This window comes from Occallatibacter sp., from assembly GCF_035317045.1.
Lineage (GTDB): Bacteria > Acidobacteriota > Terriglobia > Terriglobales > Acidobacteriaceae > Telmatobacter.
The window spans coordinates 25,914-39,800 of sequence record NZ_DATHHT010000002.1; the positions used below are offsets into that span (position 1 = coordinate 25,914).

The following is a 13,887-nucleotide window of genomic DNA, read 5'->3' on the forward strand; positions in this document are numbered from 1 at the left end:
CAATCGATTGCGCACCCGCCAATTTCTATCATTTGCAGAATTGCACCGTCAACATCTTTCGAACGGCGTGCTCTGCTTCAGCACTTACTGGCCATGAGAAACGCGCACTGTCGAGCTGAGCAAATTGCACGGGGTCCAGTCATTTCCGCCTGCTGTTGAGGGTATTCAGCTTGGTCTTTAGCTGTTCCAGTTTTTGTCCGGCTTCGCTTAGCTTACCCTGCGCAGTGAGGCGCTGATAGTCATCGAAATCTTTGGCGGCGCCTTGGATGAGCGCGTTGAGATCGTCAGGCTTTCCCGACAAGTTTGCTGCCGCAGGAGCCGCCGGGGACGACTGTGCGTTTGCATTTGATTCCGAGGCAAGGCTCGAGACTTCTCCGCCGAAGAGGGAACGGAGGGCGGCTTCGAAGGTCGAACCGTAGGCGAGACGATCCTGCAAGGCAAGCACGACGAGGCGCAACTCGGGCATGGGACTGCGCTCGGCCTGGAGGTAGATGGGCTCGGCGTAGATGAGAGCCTTGCCGCACGGAATGACGAGCAAGGTGCCGCGGCGTACACGCGACCCCTGCTGGTTCCACAAGCTGAGCTGCCCGGAAAGTTGTGCGTTCTGATCGATTCGCGCTTCTATCTGGAGCGGGCCGTCGACGAGGCGCGTCTTGGGGAAGTCGTAGACGACGGAGGTGCCGTAATGCACGCCATCGCTGCGGCCTGCGATCCAGCCAATCAGGTTGTTGCGATTCGAAGGCGTGAACGGCAGGATCTCGATGAACTCGGTCGAGGACTCGTCGGGGAGCTTCATCAGAACGAAGTTCGGATCCATCGGCTGCGTAGCCTGGTCGCCGGATGACGTCATGCCGACCTCGGAGGCGACGGTCCACAAATCTTCGCGGTTATAAAAGACGACCGGATCCGTCATGTGATAGAGACCGTAGGCAGCGGCCTGCAGGCGCAGGAGCAACTCGGGGTAGCGCACATGCCGGCGAAGGTCGGTGGGCATGTGGGATGCATCTTTGAAAAGCTGCGGGAAGATGTTGCGGTAGGTCGCAATGATCGGATCGCTGGGATCGAAGACGTAGAAAGTTGTGGCTCCGTTGTAGGCGTCGATCACCACCTTCACGCTGTTCCGCATGTAATTGATCTGGTCGTTGCCGAGTCCGAAATGCGTGGAGTAGGGGTAGCTGTCAGAGGTCGTAAATGCATCGAGCATCCACGAGAGCCTGCCGTCATCGCCGACCACGATGTACGGATCGGAATCATAAGTGAGGAACGGAGCAAGCGTCCTTACGCGCTCCAGGACATTCCGCCGCATCAGCAGCCGGCTCTGCGCGTCGATGTCGTCGCTGAAGGGGAGTTTCGTGAGGTCATCGCGATCGAACGCGATCAGGAGACGGCGCAGGAACGATCCCAACTCGATGCCGCCCGTGCCTTCATAGGACGTCATGCTGTTGGTTTCGCCCTGGGGGTAGTCGAACTCCTTCTGGCGCGTATTGACATAGACATCCGTGTTGGTGAGCTCGCCGAAGTAGATCTCTGGACGTTTGACCTGGATCGACGGGACAGTGCTTTGGATGGGCATATTGCTCAACATCAACGTCGGCAGGCCCTCCGACGTGAACCCGTTGACGGGATTCATAGTGATTCCGTAGCCGTGGGTGTAGATGAGTTTCTCGTTGATCCAATTGCGGCTGCTCTCGGGGAGCTTCTCGATATTCAACTCGCGAGCCGCCAACATCACCTGGCGTTCTTCGCCGTTGATCTCGTATCGGTCAATGTCGATGTCGGGGAAGTCGTAGTAGGTGCGGATTTCCTGGATCTGGCGCAGGGTATCCTGCAGAGCGTGCCAGTCCCAGAGACGGATGTTCTTGAGAGTGGCTTGATTGTTTTGGGCATCGGCGGCTTCAACGGTGATGTCGGCGGGGAACTCATGTTGCGCGACTTGATCGAGATTGAATGCCTGGCGGGTGAACTGAATGTTGTGGCCGATGAACGGCTGCTCGCGAACCAGTTCGTTAGGCTTGACGATAAAGCTGCTCATATACCAGGTACTGATCTGCAGAACAAGAAAACAAGCTACAGCCGGCACGGGGGATATGAGGAGGCGGCTTACGCGCGGGCGAACAAAAATGTTTGTTGCGGCGATGCCGGCTCCCAGGAGGAGCGCGGCGCAGACGACCAGCAATCCTCCGAGGAGCAGATGATCGTCGGTGTAGGTTACGCCGCTGAATACGGTGTGATCGGCGAGGATCGTGTCGAAACGGCCCAGCCAGGTTCGCATCGCAACGACGATGAGGAGAAATGAAACAGAGGCGGAGAGAGCGCGCCAGGGATGCGGAGAAGATCCGTAGGCGCCCTCCCGGAAGAGCTGCGAACTGCCCGTGAACATGATAAAGAGCCCGGCGATCGCGCAACCGAGGATGGCAATCATCAGGAGCCATCCGAAGACAAAGTGGAGCGCCGGCAACGTAAAGAAATAGAAACCGAGGCTTTTTCCAAAGATGGGATCGCGTGGTCCGTTTGTGGCGGCTCCGGCAAACCAGAAGAGAACAAACCGCGTCCACTCGCTCATGAAACTTGCGCCGGCCAGCAGCGCAAAAAACGCAGAAGCAATCAGAGAGCCGATCCGCAGGACGAGATCGACGGGAAGCTCGAATGTGCGGCCGCCGAGAACGATGGTTCCGGCGCTGTGCAGTTCGTCGCGGCATGCACGTCTAAGGGCCGAGAACCATGCAAACAGAATGAGAAACGTCAGCACCGTCGGAATTGTGAATGCGATCCACTTGAAATCGAGTGTTTTCCAGAAGACCTCGGAGTAGCCGAGGGAGGAAAACCAGAGCGAGTCGACATAGTAGGAGATCGAAGTGCGGGCACTGAAAAGGATGACAAGGAAAGCCAGGATAATCCAAAGAAAGGCACGGCGGGGCTTGATTGGCGGCTCTTCTCGAATGGGGTATACGACGCGTTCGTGGATCACTCTCACCAGCTTTCGCCGGCAGATTATTCTTCAATATCCGGCAAGCGCAATTGTAAGGCCAAAGGGGCGAGCAGGTTGTGAGGCGACAGAGTGCCTGCAACCAGCGCTGATTCGCGCTGGATTCATTTTTGAGGGCCAGGCCGATCTGCATGCAGAAGCAGGGCCGGGGGCGAAATTGGTGGAATTTCATCAACTGAAGAATTTACTCACAATTCCCGGTGGTATGCTTGGGACTTCCCGCCTGGGGCAGTCCCCGGGACTCTCGAAACTACTCAACCACATAAGGAGAAGGTCATGGGCATACTTGAAGAAGCTGCTGGAGCATTTGCCGCCGTTGAGGGCGTGAAGAAACTCGATCCCAATGCTGGAATCATTACCGAGGGAGTCGCCGCCATAGCAGGCTTCGAAGGCACAGAAGCCATTACCAACTTCATTGAAAAGAAGGAAGAAGAGCACAAGGACCAACAGGGATAGTGATGTTCCCGAAGGGGCCTGCGTCCTTCCGAAATTGATTTCGTCTTCCTGCTGTTCCTCGTACCCAAACGGGGGATGGCGGGAGGAGCGCCCAAGCGCCAAGAGGCTCTCGCTGGGGTCGCGGATCCCTCCTGTCAGAGTCACATTGAATTCATTTTGCAATTTATCTGGTTGCCGCCAATTGATCGTCGGGAGTTTGACTCCTGACCGCAGTCAAGCGTCCCGCGCGCAGATCTCGCCGCTTCATCAATAGGAAAAATACCGGCACGAGGATCAGGACGTGAATGGTCGACGTGATCATTCCGCCGAGAATCGGCGCAGCGATGGGCTTCATCACATCTGAGCCAATACCCGATTCCCAGAGAATGGGCGCCAGGCTCAGCACTACCGCGGTGACGGTCATGAGCTTGGGGCGCAGACGTTGGACGGCGCCGTCGATCGTGGCTTTTTCGAGGTCGTCTTCGGTGATGGGGCCGCCGGTCTTGAGGCGATGCTCCAGGGCTTCGTGAAGATACACCACCATCACGACGCCCGTTTCCACGGCGATTCCGAAGAGCGCGATGTAGCCGACCCAGACCGCAACGCTGAAGTTGTAGCCCAGGGCCCACTGCAGCAACAAGCCGCCAGACATCGCGTAGAGCGTGGGAAAAATCAGGATCGCCGCTTCCGCTACTGATTTGAAAACGAGATAAAGCAGCAGAAAGATCACGACGAAGACAACCGGAAGGATAATCAAGAGTCGCTGTCGGGCTCGGACTTCAAATTCGTATTCGCCGGCCCAGTGCCACGTGTAACCCGGAGGCAGTGCGATGTTCTTTTCAAGCAGATGCGTGGCACGATCGACGTAGCCGCCATAGTCGTTGGTCTTGAGGTTCAAATAAACGTATCCGGTCAATGCGCCGTCTTCGTCACGGATCATTGCCGGTCCGCGCGAAAACGAAATGCGCGCGACCTCGCTGATCGGAATTTGCTGGCCGGTTGGGGTAGGGATGAGAGCTTTGCCAATTGCCAGCGGGCTATCGCGAAAATCGTGCTGATAGCGCACAGCAATGGGAATACGCTGACGGCCTTCAACATTTTCGGCGATGTCGGCTCCGCCGATTTCGGAATTGATGACGCGCTGAACGTCTGCGACGGTCAGACCATAACGCGCTGCCACAGGACGATTTACTTCAACGTTAAGATAAAAACCCTGCGACACGCGCTCTGCAAATACAGCGCTGGTGTCGGACATGCTTGCCAGTGCCTGCTGCATCTGAGCGCCGATATCCTGGATGCGTGCGAGATCGGGGCCCTGGATCTTGATGCCGACAGACGTCTTGATGCCGGTGAGCTCCATGTCGAGGCGATTTTGCACGGGCATGGTCCAGGTGTTGGTGAGCCCGGGAAATTGCAGTTTCTCGTCCATGTCATGAATCAGTTTTTCGTACGTCATGCCGGGACGCCACTGTTCGCGCGGCTTCAGCATGATGGTGGTGTCGTACATATCGAGCGGGGCATTATCGGTGGCGCTGTCAGATCGGCCAACGGTACCGAAGACGGTTTCAACTTCAGGGAAAGTCTTGATGATCCGATCCTGCTGTTGCATGAGCGTGACAGCCTGCGTGACGGAGATTCCCGGTAGTGCGCTGGGCATGTATAGCGATGAGCCCTCGTAGAGCGCGGGCATGAACTGGGTGCCAAGACGAAAGTAGAGCGGAATGGTCGCCGCGAGGAAAGCGAGATTCAGGACCACCACCAGCTTCCAGTGCCTCAGGCACCAGCGCAGGACGGGCAGATAGATGGCCTGCGTTATGCGTGCGGCGGGATTTTGCGATTCGGGGCGAAGCTTTCCGCGAAGACAGAGAGGCATGAGCGCGGGGACAAGCGTGATGGAGAGAAGGGAAGAGAAGACGAGGGCCAGAGTTTTTGTCCAGGCGAGAGGGCGGAACATGCGGCCCTCCTGCGCTTCGAGGAGAAAGACGGGCAGGAATGACACAACGATGATGACGAGGGAATAGAAGAGAGCGGGGCCGACTTGTTGCGCTGCGCCGACGAGGATGCGATGGCGCTCTTCGCCACTTGGCGTTTCGGTGCGTTCGGCGAGATGACGATATCCGTTTTCGACCATGACGATGGCTGCATCGATTAGCACACCGATTGCCAGCGCAAGGCCGCCGAGCGACATGATGTTCGAACTGACGTGCAGGTAGTACATGGGAATGAACGCCGCGACAACGGCGATGGGCAACGTGAGAATGGGCACCAGCGCGGAGCGAAAGTGAAAGAGGAATGCGATGCTGACGAAGCTGACGATGACGGCCTCGAGGATCAGGTCCCGCTTGAGCGTGTGAATCGATTCGTTGATGAGCCATGAACGGTCGTAGCCGGTATCGATTTCGACGCCGGGAGGCAGTGACGGTGCAAGCTCGCGAAAACGCTGCTTCACTGCCTGGATGACGTCGAGCGCATTCATGCCGTCCCGCATCACCACGATGCCGCCTACGGTTTCGCCCTGTCCCTGCCAGTCGGCTGCGCCGCGCCGTTCACCGGGCCCAAACGATACCGTGCCCAGATCGCGGACCAGGACTGGCGTGCCGTTTTTGGTTGCGACAGCCACGTTTTCGAGATCGGAGAGAGTGCGCACGTAGCCCATTCCGCGGATCATGTATTCGGCGCCGCCCATCTCAAGAACATCGCCGCCCACTTCGTTGGTGCTCTGGCGGACTTTGTCGATCACCATGGATGCGGGAATGCCATAAGAGAAGAGTTTTTTGGGATCCAGATTCACCTGGTACTGGCGTACGAATCCACCGATGCTCGCTACTTCTGCGACACCCGGAACGGTTTGAAGCTGATAGCGAAGGTACCAGTCCTGTAGCGCACGCAGATCTGCGAGGCTGCGCGTATGGGTGCGATCGACGAGCGCGTACTCGTACACCCAGCCGGCCCCGGTTGCATCGGGACCGATGGCCGGATGCACATCCGCGGGCAATTTCCCGGCAATCTGCTGGAGATACTCCGTTACACGCGAACGCGCCCAGTAGAGATCAGTGCCATCCTGAAAGACTACGAAAACGTAAGAGTCGCCGAACATCGTCTGTGCGCGTACGTTGCGCACGCGGGGCGCAGAGAGCAATGCGGTGACGATGGGGTACGTCACCTGATCTTCGATTACGCTAGGTGGTTCTCCCGCCCACTGGGTGTGGATGATGACCTGGACATCGCTGATGTCGGGTAGCGCGTCGAGCGGCACGTGCGACATGCACCAGGTACCGGCGACCGCGAGCAGAATTGCAGCCGCGATGACAAGGAACGGATTGCGCGCGCACCAGGAGATGGTTCGGGCGATCATTACATGCCTCCCGTCGCGCTCACGCTGAACTGCTTTGTCGCAATCGTGCTGCCGCCGCGCTGAACCGAGATGGTCACCTGCCAGGTTCCACCTACGTCAAGGTGTATCGGCGATTCATAGTTCCCGTTACCTTTTTCGGTGAGAGATGCAGAGGCATGTTGCGCGGCCATTCCCATGGCGGGCATTGCGGGCATGAAGAAGGACACAGTTGCCTGTACTCCGTTGACGGGCTTGCCGTCAGGGCTGGTCAACCGCACGCGCACGGTATTCGTTCCCTTTCGCGGGGGATTAGGTTCGGTGATGAAGTCAATCTGCAACTGTGCGGTTGCCTGTTGTGGACCGGGCCCCGCTTGTTGTGGTGCCGGAGCGAAGCTGCCGATTGCGCTCTGCAACTGGGCCTCGGAATCAATGAGAAAATTGGCGGAACTGACGATGCGATCGCCTGCTTTGAGTCCTTTGAGCACCACAATGGAATCGCCAAGCGTGGGGCCGGTTCCAATCTCGCGCGGTTCCAACGAACCCTGGCCGCGATCGATGAACGCGATCTGGCGCGAGCCGGCCTGCAGAACACCGGAAGCGGGGATGACGAGTTGGCGGCCCAGTGGAGCGGCGATATCGACATTGACGTACATGCCGGGCTTTAATGCAACCCCAGGGTTGCTCATCACGAGGCGCACGCGCACGGTGCGCGTGGTGAGATCGACATCAGGAAGGATTTGATCAATGCGGCCGTTGAATTTGCGTCCGGGATACGCGTCCACCGAAACTTGGGCGCGGTCGCCCGGCTTGAGACGGCCGATGTCTGTTTGAGGAACGTTGGCGTAAACCCACACGGTGGAAAGATCGGCGATGGTGTAGAGCTTTGTCTCGGGTTGTATATATGCGTTGGGCAGCGCGTTGCGCTCGGTGATGTAGCCGGAGGCCGGCGATTCGATTGTGATTTCGCGATTCGCGGTTCCGCTCGAGTCAAGCTGCGCGATTTCTGCTTCGGGTATATCGAAGCGGCGCAGACGTTCGGTGGCGGCCTGCAAAAGCCAGTTGCCTTCATCGGCCGGCATGCCATGCATATGCTCGGAGACGGCTTTCTGGTTCTTCTTCGCCAGCAGGTACTCCTGCTCGGTGCTGACGAGATCGGGACTGTAGATGGTGAAAAGCTTCTCTCCCTTGCGTACGTATTGATACGTCGCATTCGCAAAGACATTGCGAATCCAACCTGGAAAGCGGGTCTGCACATACGAGATCCGCTGCTCATCAATCGCAACGCTGCCCGGAGCCTGCAGTTCGTCGCTTACTTCTTTCATTTCCACGACCGCCGTGGTGACGCCGATCTCCTGCATGCGCTGCGGAGAGATTTGAATCGGCGTGAGCGCGGGCTCTTCCGGGTTTGTGGCTTGAGGCTTGCCGCCGCCGTCGTTCTGCGCAGGTGTTTCGGGACCGCGGGCCACGACCGGGCCAGCGTCGGTCTGCGAGGTTGCCGGCGTCCAGTGACGCCAAAGTACGTATGCAAGAGCGGAGGCAAGACATAAGCACAGCAACGCACTCACAGCAAACGCGCTCTTTAAGGATTTTTCAGTCATTTCGAACCTCCCGCGCAGTCAGCGGCGCGCCCACGGCCATCTCAAGGTCGGCCATCTTCATGTTGAAATCAGCGAGAGCATCAACGGATGCGAGGTCGACATCCACCACGGTCATCTGGCTGTCGAGCAGATCGAGGAACGAGGTCTGGTCGTTCTCATAAGCCACGACTGCGGCGTGCAGCGTCTGATCTGCCTGCGGTTTCAGCGAGTCCTGGTAGACACGCGCCAGGCGCTGTGCGGCGCGTGCCTCGGCAAGGGATTCTTCAATCTGACCAAGGGCCTCGGCTTTGATGGCCGTGACTTCAGCGTCTTTTTCGGAAGTAGATGCGGCGGCTTCTTTGACTTCAGCCTCATGTTTGTTGCGGTTGAGCCAAGGCAGGGTCATTGAGCCCTCAACCATGTAGTTGTTGCGCGGGCTCTGTCCAGAGGGCATGAGCATGTAACCGGCGGAGACGCTGAAATCAGGCACCATCGCCTTTTTGGCCAGGTCTTGTTCCTTGCGGCTCTTGGCTTCGGCAGCCAAGGCCTCAGCCAGGTCAGGGCGCGCTTGCATTGCGACGGATAGAAGTGCCTCGAGCGTTGGCAGCGGAGCGTTGACGGCATAGTCGCCTTGAACTTCGATTGGAGTCGCGGGTTGCCGGCCCATCAATGTATTGAGGTGGGCTCGGGCCACTTCTCCATCGCGATCAAACCTAATCATGTGTTCGGCCAGACGCGTGAGGGCGAGCTGCGCCTTGAGGATTTCGACCTGCGGGATCTTGCCTACGCTGTACTTGATGCGCGCGGCTTCAATTGCCTGCTGCGCGATCCCCACATGTTGATCGTGGATGCGAATTTCATCCTGCGCATGAAGCATCTCGAAGAACGCTTTGCGCGCATTCACGCGCACATGCAGGCGCGCCTGCTCCAGTTCGTCCTTTGCCAAATCAACATCGGATTGCGCAATGGTCGTTCGCAATCCGCGCTTGCCACGGCCGGGAAAGGACTGCCCGAGCATGAACATGTTCTGCGCGCTGTTGTAGTCATAAGGGTGCGACAGGGGCACCTGCCATCCGCGATACATGGCTTGCGGATCGTCAAGCGCGCCTGCCAATGGTACGTGCGTCTCGGCGGCTGCGACCTTTCGGGCTGCAAGGGCGATCTCGGGATTCTCAGCGAGCGCGATGCGCTCCACTTCGTCCAGCGTGATCGCGGACCCGGGTGTGGTGGCGGCGTGTGTGTTGCCGATCAGCGTGCTCAATTCGCTAAGCGCGGTTGCACCGACTGGGGTCTGTGCATTGCAGAAAGGCAACGCCAGCGCAAGGCTGAACGCACCTATCCCCAGATTTCGAAGAATTCGAGTCTTCATCTCTCCCTCAAAGGCCGGACGAATTCCGGCCAGTTCATTCGCACCCGGCACGTCGCGCCGGGCACACGAATCCTGATTGCATGCGGAAGGAGAGTTCTTAGATTCTGAGGATGGAGGAGCGACCCGAAGCGGGTTCGCCGGGCGGCGTCTTGGCCGAAGGAGTAAGAGCTGCGCCGTTCACTGGAGCGGGCACGAGAATGGCAGCAACGACGATTTGAGACGACAGGCCGTTACTTTCCGGTTGCGATGCCAGCGCGGGAGGGAGGCTTGTGTCGGTCGAGCGCATCTTGCAGCAGGTGTCAGCCATCGCGATGGACGACCCGCAATCCTGCATCATCTGCCGGCAGCACGCTGAGTGGCGCGCGGTCGCGAGACAGGCCAGAGTGGGGAGAGCCGCCGAAAGCAGCATGATCGCCAGCAATAACCAACTGCTTTTCCTATCCACATGCACAGTGTAAACCTGCCCTTGCTATGAATATGGTGTCTGCATGGGCCAATTGACGGTGATTTGAATCACACAGGTCGAATGGGGGAAATTCGGGGGTGAAGCGCCAAGACCATTAAATCTAAGAATAGAGACAGGTTAGAGTCGGTCTGCTGTCACGATCAGGGTGGGATTTTTAAGTGGATGGCTGGATCTCAAGATTGAAACAGGGCGGGAAAGTTCCGGACTGCGAAAATGGCACAAAAAAACGGCGGAAGTTTGGTAGAAACCCTTCCGCCGTTCTCCTATTTCGTTACCACATCGAAACCGTAAGGTTGTCGACGTAGGCGGTGACACTCCCACTGCCAATCCCGTCAATCTGGAACTGGGTGTTGACGACCGGGGCCCATCCAAGATCGGCTGCAACGAACGCTTGCGTGTTCAACGTGGTCTGAACACCATCGAGCCAGACGGAATGATAGGTGACGGTACCGGTGCTGCTGCGGTAGAAGCTTGCCTGAACGTGGTGCCACTTATTGATCGACCAACTGCGCGGATTGCAATGGGTGCCGCTCTTGCTGACCCAGGCTGGCTTGGGACTTCCCGCAGACCCCTTGTTGACGTTGTAAGCCCATTCCCCCGAGTAGCCGTCGCACTGGAATCCAATCAGCGCCGTCTGGCCATTGGGCATTACCTGATTCACGTCGAACTCCAGGTTGCCAATCTTGCTTGAAGAACTCGTGAGATATACCCATGCATCGTAGAACAGGTTCTTGGCGTCGACATTGTCAGAGAATGATTTCGAAAACCGTACGTCCCCGTTGTTTGAGAACGAAGCGGAGTATTTTCGTGTGCTTCCATATAGTGCCGGGGAACTGACGATCGCCGTTGAGCCGCTTGATGAACCGGGCCCTCCCGAATCATGTACAGCTTGCCAGCCGCTTAATGCCTGAATATGGCTGACGATGTCGGCAGTCGAAGGGATAATCGACTCACCGCTGGTGCTGCCCGCTTTGATGGTGATGGAGATGGATGTAACGCAGGAGGCTCCGTTCTGACCCCACGCTTTCACATGCAGGGTGTGCCCGCCGGTAGAAGATGAAATCGATGTATCAATGGATTGACCCTTAATGACGGTAGTATCCGAGCTGCTGTCGAACGAATAGCCCATGGTAACGACACTGGATGATGAGCATGTGGATGCCGAGGCGTTCAACGTAAAAGGCGACGTGACATCGGTGTTATTCGAAGGATTGTTGACTGTTACTCCGGCGATGGCGGGCAAAGTCGTAGTGAGGGCAAGTGCGGAGGCGAGGGTGAAGCGCCGAGCAAGGTTCATCGATTATCCTTTGCGGTTGCGTGCTTCTAGGCGGCCCCAGAATGCTCGTTCAACTGGGAAGCCGAAAGTTTTTCGTTGTATGTGGGTATGTCTGAGTTGCAAGCGCAAAGCGTCGACTTCGAACTACTCAGCAACCTCTGATCGCGGCATGACGGCGCGCAATGTGCTTGCAACTGCGTGCCGAGCCGATTCCGGCCTAATCTGAGATCCTTCAGTGAAATACTTACAGCTACATCGACGTCAAACGTTCACTGACGTGTCGATTTCACTTGGATATTGATGGCCCCAGGCAACCTTTTGAAATATGTCTCTAGGAATACTTTCATAAACATTCGCATCCGACAACGAGGATTCCGCATTTTTTTGTGCAGAAATTGAATGTTTTGTGCATTCTGGAAGGAATTACCCGCATGGTGCAAAAAGTTCCCAGCGATCGCGTAAAAATTAGCTACCAGTGGGTAAGTCATGGGGCATAGGCAGGATCTGACGCGCTGCATGGGATTCGCTTCGCTTTGTAGAAACCGCCAGAGGACTCGGTTGCGCCAACGTTTTCGCTACTTCAAAGAACGTCGGCAGGCCTCTGTCATCTGGCGGTTCTGTGTTGCGCAGTACTCACCATCTGTACATGGTGAAGTTATCGAGATAGAGCGTTGCAGAGCCGTCTGTGCGTGTCGGACCATCGATCTGGAAGTTGGCGATGAGAACTCCGGCGGCCCATCCGAGTCTGAAATCGGAATTCACAGTTTTGTTGATCTGCGTTTCAACGCCGTCAAGCCACACCGAGTGGTAAGTGACATTGCCGACGTTGTCGCGAGAGTAGCTGATCTGGACATGGTGCCACTTATTCGCTGTCCAATTTTGAGGGTTGCAGGGAGCGCTTGAGCGAATCCATTTCACCGCCGGCTGGCTTGGGGTTCCGGCGTTCGAACTGTACTCCCAGGTATTTGAGGCGCCGGCACACTGGAACGCAAAGATGACGGTATCTCCGTTGGGGATGACCTGGTTGTTGTCCATCTCGAGGTTCATGATCTTGCTGCCTTCTTCGATATAGACCTCAGCATCATAGACGAAGTTCATTGGCGCTGCATCTTTCGCGTAGGTGAGGGAGTAGAGTTCTCCGCCGCCATTGGTGAAACTGGTGTCGAACCTCTGCGCCAGTCCGCTCAGCGAAGGATCTGCAACTTCTGTCATCACACCCGTCGATGTGCCCGGTGTGGCTGGATCGTGTTTGACTCTCCAATTTGGCATTAACTGCACGCCGGCTACTTTGATCGCGTTTGAAGGGATCGACGGTCCTTTCGAAGTGACGATCCCGTAGTCCGCTCGCGCGATGCCGCTGGTTGCATAACCCGAAGCTACAGCCAATGCTTGCACCGTCATTGAATTCCCCACGAGGATGGGGCCACCGTAAACAGGCGATGATGCAGATGGGCCGGAACCGTCGAGGGTGTAGTGGATCGTCGAGCCCGCCGTTTGATCTGACAGCGATACATATTGCTTTGTTGTGTATTGCCCCGGCGCGAGCGAGAACCCGGGCGTTGCCGCAGCGGGCATTGACCCCACTTTGATGCTGAGGAGGACTTGATCCGCGGCGTTCTGGCCCCAGCACTTCACATGCAACGTGTGTGTACCCGAGCTTGCGGAGACTGAGGCGGTGAAGGAAGTAGGCTCGATGGTTGCGGTTCCGCTATCGATCGAGTAGCCCATGGAGACGGTCGGTACTGAAGCGCATGTCTTTGAGCTTGCGACCAGGGTGAACGGCGAGTTCAACGTCGCGCCGTTTGCAGGACTGGCCACGGAGATATTGGTAGTTGCGGCAACGATTGTAATGTTATAAAGCACCTGGGCGTTAACTTGCTTGCCCCAGCATTTCACGTGGAGAACGTGTGGCCCGGGGCTGGCAACGACGGTGGCACTGAATGATGTGGATTGAATGATTGCCGTGTTGTGATCGATCGAGTAGCCCATCGAGACAGCGGGGACTCCGCCGCATGTGCTGGTGCTTGCCACCAACTTGAAGGGTGAAGTTAACACTGCACCGTTGGAAGGCGTAACGACTGTAATGGCTGACACCGGGATAGTTGACACGGCGAGAGCGAGCATTGCAAAAAGGCGAGTCTTCATGGACATTCCTCAAATCAGGATGGCGAGTACTCGTAGAGGCATCCCCGATTGCGGATTGCTTCACGATTCGAAAGGCATCGAGAAAGCGACTCTTATGGTTCAACGAAACGAGTGAACATAAGGTCACGGTATGACTCAAGCCTCTCCAGTACTCGGTTTGCAGCACATCGCGGAACCTGCGAGTGAGAAAAACGAATCGGTGTGGGCGCCAAATGGCTGCGCCCGATGGATCGCAGAGTTTGAGGAATAGCCGTCGGTGAGAACACTCCCACCTTGGAAGGCCGGACAATTGCGCACTT

The 13,887-nt window shown here is 57.1% G+C and carries 8 protein-coding genes; 1 reads left to right on the top strand and 7 read right to left on the bottom strand.

All coding sequences use genetic code 11. The annotated features are described in order from the left end of the window. Positions 1-139: 139 nt before the first annotated feature. Positions 140-2,968 carry a UPF0182 family membrane protein gene (locus tag VK574_RS00265; protein ID WP_472797752.1) on the bottom strand — a complete coding sequence of 943 codons (2,829 nt, stop codon included), beginning with the start codon at positions 2,966-2,968 and terminating at the stop codon, positions 140-142. Between the two features lie 294 nt (positions 2,969-3,262). Here VK574_RS00265 and VK574_RS00270 point away from each other — a divergent pair, with 294 nt between their 5' ends. Further along, positions 3,263-3,442 (top strand): hypothetical protein, encoded by a 180-nt coding sequence (locus tag VK574_RS00270; RefSeq protein ID WP_472797753.1) that lies wholly within the window; start codon positions 3,263-3,265, stop codon positions 3,440-3,442. A 163-nt stretch (positions 3,443-3,605) separates the two neighbouring features. Here the strand turns inward: VK574_RS00270 and VK574_RS00275 are convergent, their stop codons facing one another. The 6 genes from VK574_RS00275 to VK574_RS00300 all read right to left on the bottom strand — a co-directional run bounded on the left by VK574_RS00275 (position 3,606) and on the right by VK574_RS00300 (position 13,588). Continuing rightward, the gene (locus VK574_RS00275; RefSeq protein WP_472797754.1) at positions 3,606-6,776 is read right to left on the bottom strand and encodes an efflux RND transporter permease subunit; all 3,171 of its coding nucleotides are present in this window, start codon (positions 6,774-6,776) and stop codon (positions 3,606-3,608) included. After that, complete coding sequence (locus VK574_RS00280; RefSeq protein ID WP_472797755.1) at positions 6,776-8,353, bottom strand: FixH family protein; 1,578 nt, start codon at positions 8,351-8,353, stop codon at positions 6,776-6,778. The genes VK574_RS00275 and VK574_RS00280 overlap by 1 nt, the downstream gene beginning before the upstream one ends. Then, complete coding sequence (locus tag VK574_RS00285) at positions 8,346-9,701, bottom strand: TolC family protein (RefSeq protein ID WP_472797756.1); 1,356 nt, start codon at positions 9,699-9,701, stop codon at positions 8,346-8,348. Before VK574_RS00285 ends, VK574_RS00280 begins: the two co-directional genes overlap by 8 nt. 97 nt (positions 9,702-9,798) lie before the next feature. Beyond that, positions 9,799-10,146: a hypothetical protein gene (locus VK574_RS00290; RefSeq protein ID WP_472797757.1), complete on the bottom strand. Its 348-nt coding sequence runs from the start codon at positions 10,144-10,146 to the stop codon at positions 9,799-9,801. Positions 10,147-10,438: 292 nt separating this feature from the next. Further along, entirely contained in the window at positions 10,439-11,464 is a 1,026-nt protein-coding gene (locus VK574_RS00295; protein WP_472797758.1) for a hypothetical protein, read from the bottom strand. Between the two features lie 612 nt (positions 11,465-12,076). Continuing rightward, on the bottom strand, positions 12,077-13,588 hold the full coding sequence (locus VK574_RS00300; RefSeq protein ID WP_472797759.1) for a chitobiase/beta-hexosaminidase C-terminal domain-containing protein: 1,512 nt from the start codon (positions 13,586-13,588) through the stop codon (positions 12,077-12,079). Between the last annotated feature and the right edge of the window lie 299 nt (positions 13,589-13,887).